The organism is Arthrobacter sp. ASL1, from assembly GCF_056680475.1.
The window spans coordinates 737328-757408 of record NZ_CM155284.1 but is presented as its reverse complement, the minus strand read 5'-3'; the positions used below and the strand labels follow the sequence as shown (position 1 = coordinate 757408).

The 20081-nt window shown below is 68.2% G+C and carries 24 protein-coding genes; 12 read left to right on the top strand and 12 right to left on the bottom strand.

Annotated elements, in window-relative coordinates; genetic code table 11:
• Positions 1-7 precede the first annotated feature (7 nt).
• Positions 8-502: an ArsR/SmtB family transcription factor gene (locus AC1MEQ_RS03475; protein ID WP_479793970.1), complete on the bottom strand. Its 495-nt coding sequence runs from the start codon at positions 500-502 to the stop codon at positions 8-10.
• Between the two features lie 128 nt (positions 503-630).
• Between AC1MEQ_RS03475 and AC1MEQ_RS03470 the strand changes: the two genes are divergently transcribed.
• Positions 631-1923 carry an MFS transporter gene (locus AC1MEQ_RS03470; RefSeq protein ID WP_479793968.1) on the top strand — a complete coding sequence of 431 codons (1293 nt, stop codon included), beginning with the start codon at positions 631-633 and terminating at the stop codon, positions 1921-1923.
• 2 nt (positions 1924-1925) lie between these two features.
• Here the strand turns inward: AC1MEQ_RS03470 and AC1MEQ_RS03465 are convergent, their stop codons facing one another.
• Positions 1926-2195, bottom strand: a complete 270-nt coding sequence (locus AC1MEQ_RS03465; protein WP_479793966.1) for a putative acetyltransferase — start codon at positions 2193-2195, stop codon at positions 1926-1928.
• 133 nt (positions 2196-2328) lie between these two features.
• Here AC1MEQ_RS03465 and fdxA point away from each other — a divergent pair, with 133 nt between their 5' ends.
• The 4 genes from fdxA (at position 2329) to AC1MEQ_RS03445 (ending at position 5905) form a co-directional block, all read left to right on the top strand.
• Positions 2329-2652: a ferredoxin gene (gene fdxA, locus AC1MEQ_RS03460; RefSeq protein ID WP_343900434.1), complete on the top strand. Its 324-nt coding sequence runs from the start codon at positions 2329-2331 to the stop codon at positions 2650-2652.
• Between the two features lie 15 nt (positions 2653-2667).
• Positions 2668-3804, top strand: coding sequence for a succinyldiaminopimelate transaminase (gene dapC, locus AC1MEQ_RS03455; RefSeq protein ID WP_479793964.1), 1137 nt, complete (start codon positions 2668-2670; stop codon positions 3802-3804).
• 80 nt (positions 3805-3884) lie between these two features.
• On the top strand, positions 3885-5168 hold the full coding sequence (locus tag AC1MEQ_RS03450; protein ID WP_479793962.1) for a citrate synthase: 1284 nt from the start codon (positions 3885-3887) through the stop codon (positions 5166-5168).
• A 131-nt stretch (positions 5169-5299) separates the two neighbouring features.
• Complete coding sequence (locus AC1MEQ_RS03445; RefSeq protein ID WP_479793961.1) at positions 5300-5905, top strand: hypothetical protein; 606 nt, start codon at positions 5300-5302, stop codon at positions 5903-5905.
• A 27-nt stretch (positions 5906-5932) separates the two neighbouring features.
• Here the strand turns inward: AC1MEQ_RS03445 and AC1MEQ_RS03440 are convergent, their stop codons facing one another.
• Positions 5933-6751 carry a hypothetical protein gene (locus AC1MEQ_RS03440; protein ID WP_479796038.1) on the bottom strand — a complete coding sequence of 273 codons (819 nt, stop codon included), beginning with the start codon at positions 6749-6751 and terminating at the stop codon, positions 5933-5935.
• A 97-nt stretch (positions 6752-6848) separates the two neighbouring features.
• Positions 6849-7820, bottom strand: a complete 972-nt coding sequence (gene dapD / locus AC1MEQ_RS03435; protein ID WP_479793959.1) for a 2,3,4,5-tetrahydropyridine-2,6-dicarboxylate N-succinyltransferase — start codon at positions 7818-7820, stop codon at positions 6849-6851.
• Positions 7821-7952: 132 nt separating this feature from the next.
• Between dapD and dapE the strand changes: the two genes are divergently transcribed.
• Positions 7953-8981, top strand: a complete 1029-nt coding sequence (gene dapE, locus AC1MEQ_RS03430; protein WP_479796036.1) for a succinyl-diaminopimelate desuccinylase — start codon at positions 7953-7955, stop codon at positions 8979-8981.
• Between the two features lie 113 nt (positions 8982-9094).
• On the opposite strand, the gene AC1MEQ_RS03425 is transcribed toward dapE, so the two are convergent.
• From AC1MEQ_RS03425 to AC1MEQ_RS03410, 4 genes are all read right to left on the bottom strand, one after another.
• Positions 9095-10003 carry an amino acid ABC transporter permease gene (locus AC1MEQ_RS03425; RefSeq protein WP_479793957.1) on the bottom strand — a complete coding sequence of 303 codons (909 nt, stop codon included), beginning with the start codon at positions 10001-10003 and terminating at the stop codon, positions 9095-9097.
• Positions 10000-10677 carry an amino acid ABC transporter permease gene (locus AC1MEQ_RS03420; RefSeq protein WP_479793955.1) on the bottom strand — a complete coding sequence of 226 codons (678 nt, stop codon included), beginning with the start codon at positions 10675-10677 and terminating at the stop codon, positions 10000-10002. The genes AC1MEQ_RS03425 and AC1MEQ_RS03420 overlap by 4 nt, the downstream gene beginning before the upstream one ends.
• A gap of 128 nt (positions 10678-10805) precedes the next feature.
• On the bottom strand, positions 10806-11627 hold the full coding sequence (locus AC1MEQ_RS03415; protein ID WP_479793953.1) for a glutamate ABC transporter substrate-binding protein: 822 nt from the start codon (positions 11625-11627) through the stop codon (positions 10806-10808).
• Positions 11628-11688: 61 nt separating this feature from the next.
• On the bottom strand, positions 11689-12468 hold the full coding sequence (locus tag AC1MEQ_RS03410; RefSeq protein ID WP_479793952.1) for an amino acid ABC transporter ATP-binding protein: 780 nt from the start codon (positions 12466-12468) through the stop codon (positions 11689-11691).
• Between the two features lie 120 nt (positions 12469-12588).
• On the opposite strand from AC1MEQ_RS03410, the gene AC1MEQ_RS03405 reads away from it, so the two are divergent.
• From AC1MEQ_RS03405 to AC1MEQ_RS03395, 3 genes are all read left to right on the top strand, one after another.
• Positions 12589-13374 carry an LOG family protein gene (locus AC1MEQ_RS03405; protein WP_479793950.1) on the top strand — a complete coding sequence of 262 codons (786 nt, stop codon included), beginning with the start codon at positions 12589-12591 and terminating at the stop codon, positions 13372-13374.
• Between the two features lie 2 nt (positions 13375-13376).
• A complete protein-coding gene (locus AC1MEQ_RS03400; RefSeq protein ID WP_479793948.1) occupies positions 13377-13721 on the top strand; it encodes a DivIVA domain-containing protein in 345 nt (114 codons plus the stop codon).
• Positions 13722-13826: 105 nt separating this feature from the next.
• Positions 13827-13994 (top strand): DUF3117 domain-containing protein, encoded by a 168-nt coding sequence (locus AC1MEQ_RS03395; protein WP_479793946.1) that lies wholly within the window; start codon positions 13827-13829, stop codon positions 13992-13994.
• Between the two features lie 98 nt (positions 13995-14092).
• Here AC1MEQ_RS03395 and AC1MEQ_RS03390 read toward each other — a convergent pair whose 3' ends face one another.
• Positions 14093-14728 (bottom strand): O-methyltransferase, encoded by a 636-nt coding sequence (locus tag AC1MEQ_RS03390; protein ID WP_479793945.1) that lies wholly within the window; start codon positions 14726-14728, stop codon positions 14093-14095.
• Positions 14729-14945: 217 nt separating this feature from the next.
• On the opposite strand from AC1MEQ_RS03390, the gene sigE reads away from it, so the two are divergent.
• The 3 genes from sigE to AC1MEQ_RS03375 all read left to right on the top strand — a co-directional run bounded on the left by sigE (position 14946) and on the right by AC1MEQ_RS03375 (position 16929).
• Positions 14946-15503 (top strand): RNA polymerase sigma factor SigE, encoded by a 558-nt coding sequence (sigE, locus tag AC1MEQ_RS03385; RefSeq protein ID WP_479796034.1) that lies wholly within the window; start codon positions 14946-14948, stop codon positions 15501-15503.
• A complete protein-coding gene (locus AC1MEQ_RS03380; RefSeq protein ID WP_479793943.1) occupies positions 15503-16447 on the top strand; it encodes an anti-sigma factor family protein in 945 nt (314 codons plus the stop codon). The genes sigE and AC1MEQ_RS03380 overlap by 1 nt, the downstream gene beginning before the upstream one ends.
• A 92-nt stretch (positions 16448-16539) precedes the next feature.
• Positions 16540-16929 carry a sec-independent translocase gene (locus AC1MEQ_RS03375; protein WP_479793941.1) on the top strand — a complete coding sequence of 130 codons (390 nt, stop codon included), beginning with the start codon at positions 16540-16542 and terminating at the stop codon, positions 16927-16929.
• 51 nt (positions 16930-16980) lie between these two features.
• On the opposite strand, the gene AC1MEQ_RS03370 is transcribed toward AC1MEQ_RS03375, so the two are convergent.
• Genes AC1MEQ_RS03370 through AC1MEQ_RS03360 form a run of 3 tightly spaced genes read right to left on the bottom strand, consistent with a single transcriptional unit; the run spans position 16981 to position 20027 of the window.
• A complete protein-coding gene (locus AC1MEQ_RS03370) occupies positions 16981-18114 on the bottom strand; it encodes an Mrp/NBP35 family ATP-binding protein (protein ID WP_479793939.1) in 1134 nt (377 codons plus the stop codon).
• Between the two features lies 1 nt (position 18115).
• On the bottom strand, positions 18116-18745 hold the full coding sequence (locus tag AC1MEQ_RS03365; protein ID WP_479793937.1) for a DUF1003 domain-containing protein: 630 nt from the start codon (positions 18743-18745) through the stop codon (positions 18116-18118).
• Positions 18738-20027: a magnesium transporter MgtE N-terminal domain-containing protein gene (locus AC1MEQ_RS03360; protein WP_479793935.1), complete on the bottom strand. Its 1290-nt coding sequence runs from the start codon at positions 20025-20027 to the stop codon at positions 18738-18740. The genes AC1MEQ_RS03365 and AC1MEQ_RS03360 overlap by 8 nt, the downstream gene beginning before the upstream one ends.
• Between the last annotated feature and the right edge of the window lie 54 nt (positions 20028-20081).

Genomic DNA, 20081 nt, shown 5'->3' with positions numbered 1-20081 from the left:
GCCGGGTTCAGTTGGCTGTCTGGTCCAGGTGGTGGGCGACGAACAGCGAGGTGGCCACGCCCTCATCGTCCGCCGGACGCAGCGCGTAGTCGGAGATGACGTCCTTGATCCGCGAAAGCAGCTCGCGCTGGTCGGCCTCCGACAGCTTCAGGCCGACCCGCATCACCTGGATCTCGTCCGGGGCCAGGCCGTTGATTTCCTGCAGGAACGTCTCCAGCAGCACCGGGGCCGCGTCGGGTAGCTTCGTGCCCCACGACATGCGGGTGCTGCGGTACGGCACCTCCTTGGCGCCGCGCTTGCCCCGCCGCGGCTCCTCCGCCTCGAGGAAACCGGTGCCGAGCAGCGTGCGGACATGGTGTAGCGATGTGGCCGGATTGATGTCCAGAAGGTCCGCGATTTCCTTGTTGGTCCGCGACTTATGCAGACATAAACGCAGGATCCGGAGACGGATGGGCGAACTCAGCGCCCGCGCACGTGCTTGCAGCTCGTCATCTGATGCCATATGTTCAGCATACGATAAATATCGTTACTGATTGACAACACCAAATCGCATGGCAGGGTTTCATGACCTCTTCTGGGCCTCAGTCTCAACCGGCTCCAGGCGGTAAGCAACGGGTCCATGGGGGGACCATGCCGTCGCATCAACCACCGCCGTCGCCGCCTCCTGCGCCCCTGCGCCGGGACGGGAACTTCCTGGTCTTCTGGCTCGGCCAGACGCTGAGCCAATTTGGTGCGCAACTCGGCGCGGTCGCCATGCCAGTCCTCGCCGTGTCGCTGCTGCAGGCCACGGAATGGGAGGTCGGTGTCCTGAACGCGGCCAACACGGCGGCGTTTTTGGTCGTCGGGCTCCCGGTGGGCGCGTGGGTGGACCGCTTCTTCAAGCGCCGCATCATGATCCGGGCCGACCTGGTCCGCGTGGCCGCCATGCTGGTGATCCCGCTGTTGTGGTACCAGGACCTCCTGCAGGTCTGGCACCTGTGGGTCATCGCCGCCGTCGTGGGCATCGCCAACGTCTTCTTCGATGTGTCCTACCAGTCCTACATCCCGGCACTGGTCCAGCGCGAGCAGATCTCCGAGGCCAACGCCAAGCTGGAGACCACCGGCCAGGTCTCGCGGCTGGCCGGCCCGGCCGTCGGCGGCGGCCTGCTGATCCTGCTGGCCGCCCCGCTGCTCTTCATCGGCCAGGCGATCGGCTACCTCGTCTCCGCACTGTGCCTCTCCCGCGTCAGGGACGACGAACGCCCGGCGGTCCGCCGGCCAGGGGTCGGGCTGGTCGAGGAGATCCGCGAGGGCCTGGGCTACGTCGTCCGGCATCCGCTCATCGGGCCGATCGCCGCGACCACCGGCACCATTAACTTCTTCAGCACCATCGTCTTCACGCTGCTGCCCATCCTGGCGTTGCGCACGTTGAGCCTGAACACCGTGGAACTGGGCTTCATCTACTCCGCAGGTGCCGTCGGCGGGCTGCTCGCCGCCTCGCTGACCCCCTGGGTGGCGACCCGGCTGGGGGAGGGGCCCTCCCTCGTGACGGGGACCCTGCTGACGGCCGTGGGCATGGCCGGCTTCCCGCTGTCGATCCTCGCCGGGGGGTTGCGCCCGTCGTTTGCGGTGCTGGCCGCCGCGATGTTCGTCATGACCATGGGGGTGCTGGTCTACAACATCATCCAGGTGAGCATGCGCCAGAAGATCTGCCCGCCGCGGCTGCTCGGTCGCATGAACGCCTCCATCCGCTTCATCGTCTGGGGCGTCATGCCGGTGGCCTCGCTGCTGGCCGGGTTCCTGGGCACGGCCCTGGGGATCGGCGCCGCGCTGTGGATCGGCGTTGCCGGCAGCCTCGCCGGGGTGCTCCCGCTGCTGCTCTCGCCGCTGTCGCGGATGCGTGCGCTGCCCGCCGAGCAGGAGCACGACGGCGGCGCCTCCTAGCGCTACCGGGGCCGGCGCCGCTGCGGCGGCGGGGGAACCCGCTTGGCGTGGGTGATGTCCGCGGTGGCGACGGTGGCCGTTCCGGACCGCGTCTGGAGGGTGAGCACCCCGTCCTCCAGCGAAACAAACGTGCCGATCACGTCGCTGAGGTGCGGTGTGCGCGGTGCCGCGGCAGCACCGTCGTCGTGCAGCGCGGGGGAGGGCCCGGCAAGCCGGAAGCGGACCACGATGCGCTCCCCGGCGGCCAGGGTGGCGAGGAAGTCGGCTGGCATGTGCCCATCGTAACCGGGCCCGCGGCCCGGCGGCTTCGGCCACCGGGTGGCATCGGGACTAAGCTGGAGGATGGCGGTGCCGTCGGGTGCCGCGAGGATTTGAGGCGAACAGCAAAGGAAGGCCCCGGGTACCGTGACGTACATCATCGCGCAGCCGTGCGTAGACGTGAAGGACAAAGCCTGCGTTGAGGAATGCCCCGTCGACTGCATCTACGAGGGTGAACGCTCCCTCTACATCCACCCGGATGAATGCGTGGACTGCGGCGCCTGCGAGCCGGTGTGCCCGGTGGAGGCGATCTACTACGAGGACGACACCCCGGAGGAATGGGCGGAGTACTACAAGGCCAACGTCGAGTTCTTCGACGAGCTGGGCTCGCCGGGCGGTGCCGCCAAGATCGGCAACACCCACACCGACCACCCGATCATCTCCGTCCTGCCCCCGCAGGCCGGCGCCTGAGCCGGGCCCGCCCGCATGCTGATCCTTCCCGACTACCCGTGGGACGCCCTGGCCCCCTACCAGGAACGCGCCGCCCGGCACCCGGACGGCGTGGTGAACCTGTCCATCGGCACCCCCGTCGATCCGACCCCCGCGCTGGTCCGCGAGGCCCTGGCCGCGGCGGCCGACGCCCCCGGGTACCCGACCACGCACGGCACCCCGGCACTGCGCCAGGCGATTGCCGACTGGTATGCACGACGGCGGAACACCACCGGGCTGGACCCGGCGAACGTCATGCCGACCGTCGGCTCCAAGGAACTGGTTGCCTGGCTGCCCCTGCTGCTGGGCCTGGGCGCCGGGGACGTCGTCGTCCGACCGCTGGTGGCCTACCCGACCTACGACATCGGAGCCCAACTGGCCGGCGCCGAGCCTGTGGCCGCCGATGACCTGGACACCCTGGACCCCGCGGTGCGCGAACGCGTCAGGCTCATCTGGGTGAACTCCCCGGGCAACCCGACGGGCATCGTGCGCGATGTCGACTCCCTGGCCACCCTGGTCGCCCAGGCCCGCTCGCTGGGCGCCGTCGTCGCCTCCGACGAGTGCTACGCAGAGCTCGGCTGGGGCGGTTGGGACGGCGTCGGCATCCCCGGCATCCTGGATGACCGGGTCTCCGGCGGGGACCACACCGGCCTGCTCTCGGTCTACTCGCTGTCCAAGCAGTCCAACCTGGCCGGCTACCGGGCCGCGTTCGTCGCCGGTGCGCCCGAACTGATGCCGCATCTGGTCAATTCGCGCAAACACGCGGGCATGATCGTGCCCTACCCGGTCCAGGAGGCCATGCGGGTCGCCCTCGGCGACGACGCCCACGTGGCCGAGCAGAAGGACCGCTACCGGGCCCGTCGGGCACGACTGGTTCCGGCACTTCAGGCGTTCGGACTGCGGATCGAGCACTCCGAGGCCGGGCTCTACCTGTGGGCGACCGCCGGGGAGGACACCTGGACCACCATCGGACGGCTTGCGGACTTGGGCATCGTGGCCGGGCCGGGCACGTTCTACGGGGCGGCCGGCAACGGCTACGTGCGCATCGCGCTGACCGCGGCCGACGAACGGATCGCCGCCGCGGCTGGCCGTTTGGAGGCCGCGGCGCACGCCACGGGACGTCGCGCCAATTAGCGGAGCGGGCCCCCGGAGCGGTACCGTTGGCCCTGATTACTGCTTGTTTGTACAACTATGTACTCCGGTAAGGAGAAACCATGACGGATAACAATTCCGCCCGCCTGGCGTATGCGGGAAACGAGCTCGAGCTGCCGGTGGTGTCCGCCTCCGAGGGCAATGACGGCTTCGATGTCGCCTCGCTGCTCAAGGGAACCGGCAACGTCACGTACGACCCCGGTTTCATGAACACGGCGGCCACCAAGTCCGCCATCACCTACATCGACGGCGACGCCGGGATCCTGCGCTACCGCGGCTACCCGATCGAACAGCTGGCCCAGCAGTCCAGCTTCCTGGAGACCTCGTACCTGTTGATCTACGGGAACCTCCCCTCGGCCACCGAGCTGGAGGAATTCGACCAGAAGATCCGCCGCCACACGCTGCTGCACGAGGAGCTCAAGGGCTTCTTCGGCGGCTTCCCGCGTGAGGCGCACCCGATGCCGGTGCTCTCCTCGGCCGTGTCGGCCCTGTCGACCTGGTACCAGGATTCGCTGGACCCCTTCGACGACGAACAGGTCGAGCTCTCCACCATCCGCCTGCTGGCCAAGGTCCCGGTCATCGCCGCCTACGCCCACAAGAAGTCGGTCGGCCAGGCGCTGCTCTACCCGGACAACTCGATGAACCTGGTCGAGAACTTCATGCGGCTGAACTTCGGCATCGCCGCCGAGCCGTACGACCTGGACCCGGACCTGGTCAAGGCCCTGGACCAGCTGCTGATCCTGCACGCCGACCACGAGCAGAACTGCTCGACCTCCACGGTCCGCCTCGTCGGCTCGTCGAACGCCAACATGTTCGCCTCCATCTCCGCGGGCATCAGCGCCCTCTTCGGCCCCGCCCACGGCGGCGCCAACGAGGCGGTGCTGAAGATGCTGCGCGGCATCCAGGCCGACGGCATCAAGCCCGAGGACTTCATGGAGAAGGTCAAGAACAAGGAGGACGGCGTCCGCCTCATGGGCTTCGGGCACCGGGTCTACAAGAACTACGACCCCCGCGCGAAGATCATCAAGGCCACCGCCCACGACATCCTGGGCAAGCTCGGCGGCAACGACGAACTGCTGGACATCGCCATGCGGCTGGAGGAGCGGGCCCTGGCGGACGACTACTTCATCGAGCGCAAGCTCTACCCGAACGTGGACTTCTACACCGGCCTGATCTACAAGGCCATGGGCTTCCCGGAGAAGATGTTCACCGTCCTGTTCGCCATCGGCCGGCTGCCCGGCTGGATCGCGCAGTGGCGCGAGATGGCCCAGGACCCCGCCCTGAAGATCGGGCGCCCGCGCCAGCTCTACGTGGGCGAGCCCGAGCGCAACTACCCGGGGCTCTGACCCGGGGACACCCCACTGCACGACGGCGGCCGCCACCCTTCGGGGAGGCGGCCGCCGTTTTGGTGCGGTGCTACCCGGATCCGGCGGACGGGCCTATTCTGGAAGGGGTTCGACGGACAAAGGACGACCACATGTACGAATTCCGTGGCGAGGGGTGGCAGGTTTCGGCGCATAGCCACGGGCCGATGCTGCTCGCGCTGTATGTGCGCGACCTGGCGGGCATCGAGCACTCCGGAAGCCCGGAGATCGCCCCGCTGTCCCCGCCGGTCAAACCCCACGCCGCCGGGGAGGTCTCCGGTTACCGGGCCGCCGAGCTGCGGCAGGAATGGCAGGACTGGTGGCACCGCATCGTGCGCCAGGACCCGTCCGTGGAGACCATGTTCTCCCCGCCGGGCTTTCCTTACTTCGCCGACTCACCGACCCTGCAACGGGTCCTGCGTGCCCACTATGGTTCCGCCCTGAGCTGGAGCCGCGAGCGGCAGGCCGAGTACACGCAGGTGAGTTCGGAACACCATGCCAACGGCCGGCGCCGGCTGCTGGAGGAGATGATCACCGAGCGTGCCCTGGAATTGGACCGCGCCCCGCGGTCGATGGATCTGAAGATGGTGGAGTTGCCGCTGTCCCAGCGCCGGGCCTGGTTCGTGGACCCGGATACGGTGATCCTCAGCCAGGACCTGCCCCGCGATGCCGAGCTGTACCGCAGCTTCCTGGAACCGGTGATCCGCTTCCTGCTCTGACGCCGGGGGAGGGGGCGCCGGTCGGCGTTAGGTCGCGGCGGAATCGGCGAAGGTGATGACCACGCGGGAGGATTCCGTGGCGGCGGGAACCCACTGGTGTTCCGCTCGGTTCCACAACAACCCGGAGTAGCTCACGGAGATGATCTGCCGGGCCGAGGCGTTGGCGACGGCCCACTGTGCCACCGACCAGCCGCGCTGGTCCGCGGCGCGGACCGTCAGGCTGTGGGTTCGTGTGGTCACGGGCAGGTCGCCGTAGGCGGCGGTGAGCTGCGCGGCGGTCCCGGCGGGGTCGCCGGCGGCGGTGGGCCGGCGCAGGACGCAGTTCAGGGAAGCGGGGGAGTAGCCGGTGAGGGCGGAGGCGTAGGCCCGGCCCTCGGGCTCGTGGTCGGCGTAGGCCTCCGGGAAGGCGCTGCGCTGGACCTTTTGTGCCGCCTCGGTGATCGGCATGGACCGGTAGTCGAAGGTCTCCAGCTCCTGGTAGAACCGGTTCGCCGCGTATAGCGGATCCATGATCTGCGCCTGCGTGCCCCAGCCTTGCGATGGCCGCTGCTGGAACAGCCCGCGCGAATCGGGTCCGGCCTGGTCCCCGTAGTCGATGTTGCGCAGCTTCGATTCCTGGACGGCCGTGGCGATCCCGATCGTCGCCGCGCGGGCCGGCATGCCCCGCCGCACGGCCACGGCGGCGATCAGGGCGGCGTTGGCCGCCTGGTCCGGGTCGAGCTGGTGCTCATCCGGTCCGACGACTGCGGTGCAGCGCTCGCGGACCAGGGTCTCCTGCTGGGTCAGGAAGTGGGAGGCTGCGTAGACGCCGCCGGAGACGACACCCACACCGAGCACGATCGCCATGAAGGCGCGCAGCCCCCGATGGCGCCGGTGCAGCGGTCCGGTCGGTGGACGGGCACCGGAGGAGTGCGTCGACAGCGAGAAGACGCTGTCGCGCAGGTCAGTTGGCATGCAACGCCGAGTTCAGTTCCACGGTTTGCCCCTCACGCGCCAGGGCCTCGACGGCACCGGAGGTGGAATTGCGGCGGAACAGCAGGTTCGGCACGCCCGAAAGCTCGAGGGCCTTCACGCTCTGGCCACCCAGCTGCACCCGCGTGCCAGCGGTGACGTAGAGGCCCGCCTCGACGACGCAGTCGTCGCCGATGGAGATGCCCACCCCGGAGTTGGCGCCGAGCAGCACCCGCTCACCGATGGTGATCTTCTCCTTGCCGCCCCCGGAGAGGGTGCCCATGATGGAGGCGCCGCCACCGACGTCGGACCCGTTGCCGACCACGACGGAGGCGGAAACGCGCCCCTCCACCATGGAGGAGCCGAGGGTCCCGGCGTTGAAGTTCACGAAGCCCTCGTGCATGACGGTTGTCCCCTCGGCCAGGTGTGCGCCCAGGCGGACGCGGCCGGCGTCGGCGATCCGCACGCCCTGGGGCAGCACGTAGTCGACCATCCGCGGGAACTTGTCCACCCCGTAGACGGTGACCTGGCCGCGGGGGCGCAGGCGCAAGCGGATGCGCTCGAAGTCCTCCACCGGGCAGGGCCCGAAGTTGGTCCACACGACGTTGGCCAGGAAGCCGAAGATCCCGTCGAGGTTGATGGTGTTCGGGGCGGCCAGCCGATGCGAGAGCAGGTGGAGGCGCAACCACACGTCGGCGGTGTCGGCGGGGGCCACGTCGAGGTTGATCTCCAGTTCGACGACCTGCTGGGTGGTTCCGCGATCCGGATCATCCGTGGCGACGGCAGCCAGCTCGCCGGAGAGCCGGGGCGCCTCGTCCAGCGGGGCCAGGACCGGCGACGGGAACCAGACGTCCAGGACGGTCCCATCGGCGGCGATCGTGGCCAGGCCGGAGGCGGAGGCGATGCGTACCGGGGCGGCGGAGTCGGTGACGGCAGGACTGGGCTGGGCCGGGGTGGAAGTCATGCCTCCCATGGTAGCCGGGCCCGCAGGGGATAGGCTGGATCCGTGACTGAACAGAGCGCCGTGCCCGCCCCCGAAACCGCCGATCCCCGCCTGCCCGAGGGCACCGACGTGGTCCTGCTCACGCAGGCGTTGATGGACATCGAGTCCGTCTCCGGCAACGAGCGGGCCATCGCCGACGCCGTGGAGTCCTACCTGCGCACATTGGACCACCTGGAAACCCATCGGGACGGTGACACCATCGTGGCCCGCACCCGGTTGGGTCGTGCCGAGCGGGTGGTGCTGGCCGGGCACCTGGACACCGTGCCGCTGCCGACGACGCCGGGGTCACGTGGCACCGTCCCCTCCTCCTGGGAGGGCGAGGTCCTCTACGGGCGCGGAGCCACCGACATGAAGGGCGGGGTGGCCGTCCAACTGGCCATCGCCGCCGGGCTCAGGGAGCCGAACCGCGACATCACGTTCATCTTCTACGACCACGAAGAGGTCGAGGCCTCCAAATCCGGCCTCGGACGGCTGATGCGCCACTCCCCGGAGCTGCTCCAGGCGGACTTCGCCATCCTGCTCGAACCCACCAACGGAACCGTCGAGGGCGGCTGCAACGGCACCACCCGGTTCCTGCTGCGCACCAGCGGCACCGCAGCCCACTCGGCCCGGGCCTGGATGGGCCACAACGCGATCCACGACCTCGCCGATGTCCTGTCCCGCCTGCAGGCCCACGAACCGGCCACGGTCGATGTCGACGGCCTGGCCTTCCGGGAGTCCCTGAACGCCGTGCGGATCACCGGCGGCACGGCCGGGAACGTCATCCCCGATGCGGCGGAGGTGGAGATCAACTACCGGTTCGCCCCCAGCAAGAGCGTCGAGCAGGCGGAGGCCCATGTGCGCGGCCTGCTGCAGGGGTACGAGATCGAACGCACCGATGGCGCACCCGGGGCCCGCCCCGGATTGAACCACCCGGCCGCGGCCGCCTTTGTGGCCGCCGTGGGTGCCGAGCCGAAACCGAAGTACGGATGGACCGACGTCGCCCGCTTCTCCGCCCTGGGGATCCCCGCGGTGAACTTCGGCCCCGGGGATGCCCTGCTGGCCCATACGGACAACGAGCATGTGGACGCCCAGGCGATCCGTGACTGCCACGACGCCCTGTACCGGTGGCTGGCCGCCTGATCCCCTGGGGACGGTGGTCCACCATCTCCTGGTCTGCAGCATGAAGGCCCCGATCCCGGGAGGGAACGGGGCCTTCAGGCTGCGTGGCGGACCGTTTCAGGTCCCGCGTCCGGCTAGGGCTTGTCCGGGGTGGGCTTGCCGCCGCCGGGCTCGACCGATTCCAGTCCGGCCGGGCCGCCCACGAGGGGCTGCGCCCCGGGGCGGGTCGTGGTCTCGCCGCGGCTGGACAGCCGACGGGAGACGATCGTTGCCAGCTTTGACAGGGTGAAGTTGATGACGATGAACACCGCGGCGACCACTATGAGTGCCTGCAGCACATTGCCGTTGGGGGAGGAATAGGTCCGCCCGAAGAACAGCAGTTCGTTGAAGCTGATGATGTAGCCCAGCGCGGAGTCCTTGAGGATGACCACGAACTGCCCGATCAGTGCCGGGAGCATGGCCACCAGGGCCTGCGGGATCTCTACGATGCGCAGGGACTGGCCGCGGGTGAGGCCGATCGCGATGCCGGCTTCCCGCTGCCCCTTGGGCAGGTTGTGCACGCCGGAACGGATCAGCTCGGCCACCACTGAACCGTTGTAGAACACCAGCGCCGCGACGACCGCCCACATCGCGCTGTTAGTGGAGATTTCGAGGGTCCGTGCAAAGAAGATGTTGAAGAACACGATCATCAGGAGCACGGGGACGGCCCGGAAGAATTCCACGACCACGGAGCAGATGACGTTGATCAGGCGGTTGGTGGAGAGGCGCCCAATACCGAAGATCAGCCCAAAGACGACCGAACCGACGATGGCCAGGGCTGCCGCTTTCAGCGTGTTGGCCAGCCCGGGAAGCAGGTAGTCGAGCCAGGTGTCGGCCCGGAGGAAGTCGTCCCATTGCGAGGCCTGCATCTGGCCCTTGGCGGCGAGGCCGGCGATCACCCACCACAACAATCCGACGATGATCAGCGCGCCGACGATGTTGATGACGAGGATGTTCCGTCGGGACTTGGGGCCCGGCGTGTCAAACAGGACTGTTGCGCTCATCGGGACACCGCCAGTTTCTTGGAAAGCCAGGTCGTGAGCAGGCCCACGGGAATCACGATGATCACGAAGCCCGCGGCGAAGGTCAGGAAGATCGGAAGGACGATGTCGGCACGGACATCGAGCATGTTGCGCATCACGGACGACGCCTCGATGGAAACGGACCCGACCGCCGCAACGGTGGAGTTCTTGATGAGGGCGATGAGCACGTTGCCCAGCGGGACAATGGCACCGCGGAAGGCCTGCGGCAGGATGATGATGCGCGCGGCGGGCATGAAGGCCAATCCGATGGCCCGTGCGGCTTCGGCTTGGCCCAACGGGACCGTGTTGACGCCCGATCGGATCGCCTCGCAGACAAAGGCCGCGTGGTAGATGGCCAGGCCCATGATGGCCAGCCGGAAGAAGTTCTCCTGGAAGCCGCCGCCCAGATTCAGGCCCAGCTGGCCGTTCAGGGCCAGCACACCAAACAAGATGATGATGGTCAGCGGGGTATTGCGGATGATGTTCACGTACGAGGTGCCAATGGCCGCGAAGCTGGCGACGGGCGAGATCCGCAGCATGGCCAGGATCGTGCCCAGAATCATCGCGCCGATGGCGGCGAAAAAGGTCAATTGGATGTTGACCCACAAAGCGCCGGGAATGTCGTACTCGGTGAAGATTGAAAGATAAGTGTCCACTGTCTGCCTTTATCTGGGTGACCGTGCTTCCGGGGCACTGTGGGGCCCGGCGCCGGGTGGGCCCGCAGGGCCGGCACCACCCGGTGCTGGTGACGTCCCCGGGATGGCCGGGGACGTCGCGGGATGGCCTAGGCGCAGGCCTCGGGCTTCGGCGGGTTCAGCTTGGCGTTCGGCGTGTAGCCGGTTCCCTCGGTGTTGGCCTCCAACGCCTTCTTCCACTCACCGGAGTCGATCATCTTGGTGATGGCCTTGTTGATGTCCTCGCACTTGTCGGATCCCTTGGGGATGCCCACACCGTACTTCTCCTCGGAGAACGGCTTGCCGACCAGCTCGAACTTGCCCTGGTAGGCCGGCTGGGCGGCCAGACCGGCAAGGATGATGTCGTCGGTGGTGACGGCGTCGATCGTGCCGCCGGCCATCTGGGTCACGCACTCGGCATAACCGGGCAGTTCCTGCAGGTTGACCTTGGAAGCGTACTTGTCCTTGACCTTGCGCGCCGACGTCGAGCCGGTGACGGAGCAGAGGTTCTTGCCGTTGAGGTCCTCCGGCGAGGTGATGTCGCTGCCCTTCTTCACCAGCAGGTCCTGGCCGGCGACGAAATATGGTCCGGCGAAGTCGACGACCTTCTTGCGCTCATCGGTAATGGAATAGGTCGCAAAGATCATGTCGACCTGGTTGTTCTGCAGCATCGTCTCGCGGTTGGCCGAGGGGGCCGAGACGAACTCGATCTTGTCCTCCGGGAAGCCGAGCTCGTTGGCAACATACTTGGCAACGTCGACGTCGAAACCCTTGTAGGTGTCGCCGTCCTTGAAGCCGAGCCCGGGCTGGTCGAACTTGATGCCGATCTTGACCTTGTCTCCGCCGTCATCGCCGGATCCACCGCCACAGGCCGTCAGTGTCAGGGCCGCGGCCGCCGCCATGGCGGCGAATGCATAACCGGTCTTGCGCATGTGCTTCTCCTTGTGTTGTGTTCCGGGGAGTGAGACCCGGACGCAGGTGCGTAGTTGGTGGTTAGTGGTTGGTGATGAGCTTGCCCAGGAAGTCCTTCGCCCGGTCGCTTTGCGGGTTGGTGAAGAATTCCGTGGGGGTGGCCTGTTCGACGATTTGGCCATCGGCCATGAAGACGACGCGGTCGGCTGCCTTGCGGGCAAAACCCATCTCGTGGGTCACCACGATCATGGTCATGCCCTCCTTGGCCAGGCCGACCATGGTGTCCAGGACCTCTTGGATCATTTCCGGGTCAAGCGCCGAGGTGGGCTCATCGAAGAGCATGACCTTCGGCCGCATCGCCAGGGCCCGGGCAATGGCTACCCGCTGCTGCTGTCCGCCCGAGAGCTGGGCCGGCAGCTTGTCCTTCTGGTTGGCCACGCCGACGCGTTCGAGCAGCTCCATGGCGAGTTTCTCGGCTTCGGCCTTCCGCACGCCCTTGACCTTGATGGGTCCCAGCGAGACATTCTCCAGGATCGACTTGTGGGCAAAGAGGTTGAAGGACTGGAAGACCATGCCCACATCGGCGCGGAGCTTGGCCAGTGCCTTGCCCTCCTCGGGCAGTTCCTTGCCGTCGATGTGGATGGAACCGTCGTCGATGGTCTCCAACCGGTTGATGGCCCGGCACAGCGTGGACTTCCCGGATCCTGAAGGACCCAGCACGACCACCACCTCGCCGCGCGCGACCTCCAGGTCGATGTCCTGCAGTACGTGGAGGGCGCCGTAGTGCTTGTTGACCTTCTCAAGCAGGACGACGGGCGCCCCTGCCGTCGACTCGGTGCCGGTGCGCGATGAATTGCTCATGGAGTGAAGCGTAGTCGATGTAATGGGCGACACAATGGAGCCTGAAGGGGTTGGTGACCAAATCTTTACAAAACTTTCCACTGTCAGCAGGAAATGCGCCCGCGGGACTAGGCTGAAACCATGCCAGACTCCCCAGACCCACGTCAGACGTCGGAAGCGCTCCAGGAACGGGCCCGGCGCAAGGGGGCGGTCATCCTGCGCCGGGACCAGGCCAAGGTCGCGCAGTCGGACCAACAGCTCCTGCAATCCGGTCCGTCCGGTGAGGACTTCACCCACACGGACCCCTGGCGCGTGCTGCGCATCCAGAGCGAGTTCGTTGAGGGGTTCGGCACGCTGGCCGATCTCGGGCCCGCGATCGCCGTGTTCGGGTCCGCCCGGACCCCGCGGGGATCCGCGAGCTACGAGCAGGCCGTCGCCGTCGGCAGGCTGCTGGGCGAGGCCGGCTACGCCGTGATCACCGGGGGCGGGCCGGGGGCGATGGAGGCGGCCAACCAGGGCGCCTTTGCGTCGGACGCCGTATCGGTCGGGCTGGGGATCGAACTGCCCTTCGAGACCGGCATGAACGAGTGGGTCGACCTCGGGGTCAATTTCCGCTATTTCTTCGCCCGCAAGACGATGTTCGTGAAGTACTCGCAGGGCTTCGTCGTCCTGCCCGGTGGCTTCGGGACGCTCGACGAGCTCTTCGAGGCGCTCACGCTGGTCCAGACGCAGAAGGTCACCAGTTTCCCGATCGTGCTGTTGGGCGTGAGCTACTGGAGCCCGCTGATCGACTGGTTGCGCGACACCGTGGCACAGGAGGGGGCGATCTCCACCGCGGACCTGGATCTCATCCGCCTCACCGACGACCCGGTCGAGGCCGTGCAGTGGGCCACCCGGGGCCACGACCTGTCCACCGGGCAGGCCTAGCCATGCAATACCTGCTGGTGTTCGCCGGCGTCGTGCTGATCGGCGCGGTGGTCTTCCTGGCCGTGGGCAAACGACGGGCCGGGAACGGGCCCGAGCCGTCCTCAGGCGGGCCGATCCTTGGCCTGGCCGAATCGGTGCCGTCGCTGCCTCCGGTACTGCTCCCCGAGCGGCCGGCGGCGGAGGACATTGCGCGGATGCGCCTGGGTGTGGGCCTGCGTGGCTACCGTTGCGACCAGGTCGACGAGGTGCTGGCGGTGTTGGCCGGTGAAATCGACCGGCTCCAGGAGGAGCTCGATGCGACACGGCGTGGACCTGTGATTAGCACCACGAACCATTCTCCGGAATAATGTGAAGTGCAGGTTGAAAAGATGGGGGCGTCGAACCTCGCCCTCGTCACAGACGATCCGCGGGCCCGGGTGGGACCGTGACATCCAGGAAGGAAGTCAGCATTAATGGCTGCGATGAAACCGCGTACCGGGGATGGCCCCATGGAGGTTACCAAGGAAGGCCGTAGCCTCATCATGCGGGTTCCCATTGACGGTGGGGGGCGCCTGGTCGTTGAATTGAACGCGGACGAGGCAGCGGAGCTGAAGGCCTGCCTGGTGGGCGTCACCGGCTGATCGTCTCCGCGAGAACCGGAACAAGGTAGAAGGCAGGAACGGCGGCAGCGGCCGGGTTCCTGCCTTTTGCGTGCCCGGGATGCGGCCCGGCAGGCGGGTCAGGCGGTGCGCACCGCCAGGAGCAGGCCACTGCCGGTGGGCACCGTGGTGACCGCCAGGTCCTCGTTCTCGCGCAGCATCCGTCCGATCTGCCGGGCGGCGACGGTACTGCGCTCGCGGACCGCCGGTTGCGGGACCCGGTCGCCGTCGAGCGCGTCGTTGATGATCAGCATCCCGCCCACGCGCAGGAGCCGGACGCCGTGCTCGGCGTAGTCCACGAGGTTGGGCTTGTCCGCGTCGATGAACACCAGGTCGTAGGCGCCGTCGGTCAGGCGGGGGAGCACGTCCCGGGCGCGGCCGCCGATGGTGCGCGTGCGGTTGGCGGGGATGCCCGCATCGAGGTAGGCCTGGCGCGCCGCATTCAGGTGGTCCACGTCGATGTCGATGGTCGTGAACACCGCCTGTGGCGAGAGCCCGCGCAGCAGGCTGACGCCCGAGACGCCGACCCCGGAACCGACCTCGACCACGGTGCGCGCCTTCGAGTTGGCGGCCAGGACCTGGAGCAGCGACGCGATGCCGGGGCCGACTGGTTCGACGCCGAGTTCGTAGGCGCGTTCGCGCGCCCGGGTGATCACGTCGTCCTCGACGGGCAAGGCCTCGGTGTAGGACCAGCTGCTGTGCTTGTCGGAGCTCATGGGGTGGGATGTTTCCTCGGGATCGGGGGTGCGGTGCCTGGGGGCCGTGACGGCCCCGATCCATCTTAGCGCCGCATTCGGGTGCCCTGATATGGAGGCATCCGCCCAGTGGTTCTACAGGATCTTCACAGGATGATCCGGAACAATCGACAACGTGATTGTCAATAGGAACCCCGAAGCCGGTGACGCTGTCGAGCGCACCGGACAGGACGACGGCGTGCCCTCCTGGGATGAAATCGTGAAGAACCACTCCGCGAAGGTCTTCCGGCTGGCCTACCGCCTCACCGGCAACCGCTTCGACGCCGAGGACCTGACCCAGGAGACCTTCGTCCGCGTGTTCCGGTCCCTGCACAACTTCACCCCCGGAACCATCGACGGCTGGCTGCACCGCATCACCACCAACCTCTTCCTCGACCAGGCCCGACGGCGGAACCGCATCCGCTTCGATGCCTTCGCCGAGGACGCCGAGACGCGCCTGCCCGGCAAGGATCCGGGCCCGGAGCGCACCTTCGAGTACAACAACCTCGACATCGACATCCAGGGGGCCCTGGACGAGCTCGCCCCGGACTTCCGCGCCGCCGTCGTCCTCTGCGATCTGGAGGGGCTCTCCTACGAGGAGGTGTCCGAGACGCTCGGCGTCAAGCTCGGCACCGTCCGCTCGCGGATCCACCGCGGCCGCTCGCAGCTGCGCGTCAAGCTCTCCCACCGCGACCCGCATCCAGCCGCAAGCCGCAACCGAACCAAGGTGGGGCCCGCGGTTTCCGAGGCGGGCTGATGTTCCATCGACACGCCCGGCGCATCGAGGACTACCTCGACGGCGAGCTGGACGCGCACCAGCGCGCAGCATTGGAACGGCATGTGGGCGAGTGCGCCGATTGCCGGCTCCAGCTGGAGGACCGGCGTCGGCTCAAACGGCGCCTGCAATCGCTGAACTCCGCCACGCACGAGCAGGGCCTGCCCGACGATGCCCTGCTCGGAAGGCTGCGAGAGAGCCCGTGGACCCCGAGTTCGCCCACGGTGTTCTCCGCGGCATTGGATGACCACGGGCATGCTGCGCGATTGCGCGCCATGGCCCCGACCCTGGCTTCCGCCGCGGTGGTCGCCATGCTCGCCGCGGTGCTGTGTGCCGCCTGGATGCTCGGCGGATCGGTGTCCGGTTCGGGGGACGGCCCCCTGGCCGAGTCCTGGTCCGAATCCGCGACCGAGCTCGGCGCCGCCGACCTCAGTGCCCTGCGCGCCTCCGGTTGGAACTGCCCCACCATGCGCTCGGCCGGCCTGGAACTGGTCCGCGCGACCGGCAGCCGCGTCAACGGGGTCGACCATGTCACCCTGGAATTTTCCGGTAACGACGGACGGCTGGCACTGACCGAATCGCGGACCCCGGGCGTGGCGTTGCTGCAGGCACCGTTCTCCCGCACCGGTGGCGACGTGAAGCAGACGGCATCGCACATCGTCGGCACGCAGGCACCGCACCTGCGCAACATCGACGGCGAGACCGTCGGGGTGGCCCCCCTCGACGGCGGAACCCAGCTCGACATGCACACGGCCACCTATGCAGTGCACTCGTCCTTGAAGGGCAGCGCCACCGAGGCCGTCGTGGACCGCGTCGTGGCTACCGAGCACGCACGCCTCGCCCCGCAGACCCGCAGCAGCGACGGCGTGCTGGGCCGGTTGGGCCGGGGCATGTCCCGGCTGCTGGTCCTGGACACGGACCACTAGATGCGAAGCAGTGCAGCGGTTGGCTCGGGACGACGCACCGGGGCGGGTCCACGGAGTTCGGGCCAGCGTCGCGGAACAGGTAATCTCTAGACGTGTTCGGAATTAACGGTGGCGAGTTCCTCATTCTCGCGGTGTTGGCGGTCTTCGTGCTGGGCCCCGACAAGCTCCCGGTCTATGCGCAGCAATTGGCGCGCCTGGTCAAGGAAGTACGCCGCATGGCCACCGGTGCCAAGGAGCAGCTCCGCGAGGAGGTCGGCGACGAGATCGCGGACATCGACTGGCGCAAGCTGGACCCGCGGCAGTACGACCCCCGCAAGATCATCAAGGAAGCCCTGCTCGACGACGATGACGACGATGCGCCCGCTGGACCACGGCCTGCCGCGGAGAAGCAGAAGGCCCTGGCGGCACCGGCCCCGGTGCGCACCGGCGGTGCGGTGCTCACGGCCGGCGAACGGGCGCCGTTCGACCTCGAAGCCACCTGAGCCGCTGGCCCCCGCTGTACCGGTGGACGGGGCCCCACCCCTAGGCAGCGGTCAGTGTGTCGGCGTCACGCCCAGGCTGAGCCCCGCCAACCCGCGCGGACGATGGGACAGGGCGCGGGCGATCGCCGTGATGTGACGGGCGGACGCCGTCTGCGGCGCCGCGATGACCACCGGGGTCCCGGCATCCGCGGACTCCCGCAGGCGCGGGTCCAGGGGGATCTCGCCCAGCAGCGAGACCTCGGTGCCCAGCGATGCGGTCAGCCGTTCGGCCAACAGGGCCCCGCCTCCGGTACCGAACGGGTACATCCGTTCGCCGTCGGGCAACTCCAGCCAGGACATGTTCTCCACCACCCCGATGACCTGTTGGCCGGTCTGCGCGGCCAGCGCCCCGGCACGCTCGGCGATCGCCGCGGCCGAGGCCTGCGGGGTGGTCGCCACGAGGATCGAGGAGCCGGGCAGCAGCTGGCCCACGGAGATCGCCACATCCCCGGTCCCGGGGGGCAGATCCAGCAGCAGGACGTCCAGGTCACCGAAGTGCACGTCGGTGAGGAACTGCTCCAGGGCGCGGTGCAGCATGGGTCCGCGCCAGATGACCGGCTGGTTCCCCTCGACGAACATGCCGATCGAGATGACCTTCACCCCGTGGGCGACGGGCGGCAGGATCATCTCGTCCACCCGGGTCGGGGCCTGGGTGATGCCCATGAGCCCCGGGACCGAGAATCCGTGGACATCGGCGTCGATGATGCCCACCCGCATCCCGTCGGCGGCCATGGCACACGCCAGGTTCACGGTCAGGCTCGACTTGCCCACACCGCCCTTGCCGCTGGCCACGGCGATGACCCGGGTCAGCGATCCCGGCTCGGTGAACGGGATGGTGGTGCGTTTGAGCCCGTCCTTCAGGGTGGCCCGTTGCTGCGGTGTCATGACGCCGAGTTCGACCTCCACGGCGGTGATGCCCGCGACGGAGGCCACGGCGGCGGCAGTGTCCGCCTCGATCGTATTGCGCAGCGGACACCCGGAAATGGTGAGCAGGACGCGCACGTGGGCGGTGCCATCCGCCGCGACGCGCACGTCGTCGACCATGCCGAGCTCGGTGATCGGGCGCCGTAGTTCGGGATCCTGCACCGTGCCCAGCGCGTCGCGGACGGCCGCCTCGAGGGATCCGGCGGTACTGCTGGTGGCCAAGCTACTCGACGCTCCCTTCGGTGCCGGAAGCGGGCGGGCCCCGGCGGGCCGGCCGCACGCGGGGCAGTGAGGTGGTGGCCTCGGAGACCTTTTCCCGCCGCTTGGGCGCCTTGCCGCGCAGCCGGATGTCCTCGCCGTCGTTGGATTCCACGAGTTCCTCCAGGGCGGAGCGCAGTTCGCTGCGCACGTAGTCGCGGGTGGCCACATCGCGCAGGACGATGCGCAGGGCGGCCAGCTCGCGGGTGAGGTATTCGGTGTCGTAGAGGTTCCGTTCGGCCCGGTTGCGGTCCTCCGTGAAGGAGACCTTGTCCCGGTCGTCCTGCCGGTTCTGGGCCAGCAGCAGCAGCGGGGCCGCGTAGGAGGCCTGCAGCGAGAGCATGAGCGTCAGGGCGGTGAAGCCCAGCGCCGCCGAATCGAAGCGCAGCGATTGCGGGCCCCACGTGTTCCAGGCCAGCCAGAACACGCAGAAGATCGACATGTAGACCAGAAACGCCGGGGTGCCCATGAAGCGGGCAAACCCCTCGGTGGCCTTGCCGAACGCGTCCGGGTTCGGCGAGACCCGCGGCCACAGCCGGGCCCGGGCCCCCAACGGGGTGTCCAGACCGGATCCCGTGCTCTTCTGCTCAGCCATGGCTCGTAGTCCCCTTCACTTCTGTCTCGTCGTCGTGTGTTCGCCAGTCCTCGGGCAGGATGTGGTCCAGGACGTCATCGACGGTGACCGCCCCGACCAGCCGGCCATCGCGGTTCACCACCGGCAACGAGGTCAGGTTGTAGGCGGCCAGCATGCGGGAGACCTCGCTGATGTCGGCCACGTCCAGGACCGGTTCCAGGTCGGTGTCCAGGATGTTCCCGACCTGTTCCGGCGGCGGATAGCGCAGCAGGGCCTGGATGTGGACCATGCCCAGGTATCGTCCCGTGGGTGTTTCCAGGGGCGGACGGCACACGAACACGCTGGAGGCCAGGGCCGGGCTGATTTCCTCCTGGCGCACGTTGGCCAGCGCCTCGGCGACCGTGGTCTCGGGGGCCAGGACGATCGGCACCGGGGTCATCATCGACCCCGCGGTGTTTTCCTCGTATTCGAGCAGGCGGCGGACGTCCTTGGCTTCCTCGGGCTCCATGAGCTGCAACAGGGCCTCCTGTTGGCCCTCGTCGAGCTCGTTGAGCAGGTCGGCGGCGTCGTCGGGGTCCATCTCCTCCAGCACGACGGCGGCGCGCTCCATGTCGAGGGAGGAGAGGATCTGCACCTGTTCGTCGTCGGGCAGTTCCTGGAGGACGTCGGCCAGCCGGTCATCCGTCAGTTCGGTGGCGACCTCGACGCGGCGCTTGCCGCTCATCTCATGCAGCGCCTCGGCGAAGTCGGCCGGCTTGAGTTCCTCGTGGGCGGCGACGAACTGGGTGGCGGCCTGCGGGGCATCGCGGCTGTCGTGCTGGATCTCGTCCCACGCGACCAGCACCCGGTGCCCGCGGGCCAGTCGGCGCAGCGCCCGGAACCCACCTGTGGGTTCGCCACGGCGGATGTAGTAGTCGGACAGGGCCCAGTCCCCGTTGCGCAGCTGCTGCAGCCCGATGTCCTCCACCACGCCCGATCCGGAGCCGTCGGTGAAGGCCACCGCGCGGTCGAAGAGCTCGGCGACGACGAGGGTCTCGGCCCCGCGCTGCTGGAAACGGCGCAGGTTCACCAGGCCGGAACAGATGATCTGGCTCGATTCCATCGCCTGGACGCGCGTCATCGGGACGAACACGCGTTTCTTCCCGGGCACCTCCACGACCAGGCCGACGCCGAGGGCCTGTTTTTGCGGTCCGCGGTCGAACACGACGACATCCCGCAGCCGGCCGAGACGGTCGCCCAGGGGGTCGAAGACATCGAGGCCGAGCAGGCGGGCAATGAATACCTTGTTGGATGAGCTGCTCACCCTCCTAGGCTACTGCCTGTGCCCTCGCGGCGGACGGGCCGACGCGACGGGTGA

Bases quoted from the DNA above. Each gene is read 5' to 3' on its own strand.
- AC1MEQ_RS03365 (WP_479793937.1), bottom strand. From the start codon at position 18,745: ATGGCTGAGCAGAAGAGCACGGGATCCGGTCTGGACACCCCGTTGGGG.
- AC1MEQ_RS03445 (WP_479793961.1), top strand. From the start codon at position 5,300: ATGTACGAATTCCGTGGCGAGGGGTGGCAGGTTTCGGCGCATAGCCAC.
- AC1MEQ_RS03400 (WP_479793948.1), top strand. From the start codon at position 13,377: ATGCAATACCTGCTGGTGTTCGCCGGCGTCGTGCTGATCGGCGCGGTG.
- AC1MEQ_RS03410 (WP_479793952.1), bottom strand. From the start codon at position 12,468: ATGAGCAATTCATCGCGCACCGGCACCGAGTCGACGGCAGGGGCGCCC.
- AC1MEQ_RS03465 (WP_479793966.1), bottom strand. From the start codon at position 2,195: ATGCCAGCCGACTTCCTCGCCACCCTGGCCGCCGGGGAGCGCATCGTG.
- AC1MEQ_RS03450 (WP_479793962.1), top strand. From the start codon at position 3,885: ATGACGGATAACAATTCCGCCCGCCTGGCGTATGCGGGAAACGAGCTC.
- dapC (WP_479793964.1), top strand. From the start codon at position 2,668: ATGCTGATCCTTCCCGACTACCCGTGGGACGCCCTGGCCCCCTACCAG.
- AC1MEQ_RS03425 (WP_479793957.1), bottom strand. From the start codon at position 10,003: ATGAGCGCAACAGTCCTGTTTGACACGCCGGGCCCCAAGTCCCGACGG.
- AC1MEQ_RS03390 (WP_479793945.1), bottom strand. From the start codon at position 14,728: ATGAGCTCCGACAAGCACAGCAGCTGGTCCTACACCGAGGCCTTGCCC.
- AC1MEQ_RS03405 (WP_479793950.1), top strand. From the start codon at position 12,589: ATGCCAGACTCCCCAGACCCACGTCAGACGTCGGAAGCGCTCCAGGAA.
- AC1MEQ_RS03440 (WP_479796038.1), bottom strand. From the start codon at position 6,751: ATGGCGATCGTGCTCGGTGTGGGTGTCGTCTCCGGCGGCGTCTACGCA.
- AC1MEQ_RS03395 (WP_479793946.1), top strand. From the start codon at position 13,827: ATGGCTGCGATGAAACCGCGTACCGGGGATGGCCCCATGGAGGTTACC.
- AC1MEQ_RS03380 (WP_479793943.1), top strand. From the start codon at position 15,503: ATGTTCCATCGACACGCCCGGCGCATCGAGGACTACCTCGACGGCGAG.
- dapE (WP_479796036.1), top strand. From the start codon at position 7,953: ATGGACATCGAGTCCGTCTCCGGCAACGAGCGGGCCATCGCCGACGCC.
- AC1MEQ_RS03475 (WP_479793970.1), bottom strand. From the start codon at position 502: ATGGCATCAGATGACGAGCTGCAAGCACGTGCGCGGGCGCTGAGTTCG.
- dapD (WP_479793959.1), bottom strand. From the start codon at position 7,820: ATGACTTCCACCCCGGCCCAGCCCAGTCCTGCCGTCACCGACTCCGCC.
- AC1MEQ_RS03415 (WP_479793953.1), bottom strand. From the start codon at position 11,627: ATGCGCAAGACCGGTTATGCATTCGCCGCCATGGCGGCGGCCGCGGCC.
- AC1MEQ_RS03470 (WP_479793968.1), top strand. From the start codon at position 631: ATGCCGTCGCATCAACCACCGCCGTCGCCGCCTCCTGCGCCCCTGCGC.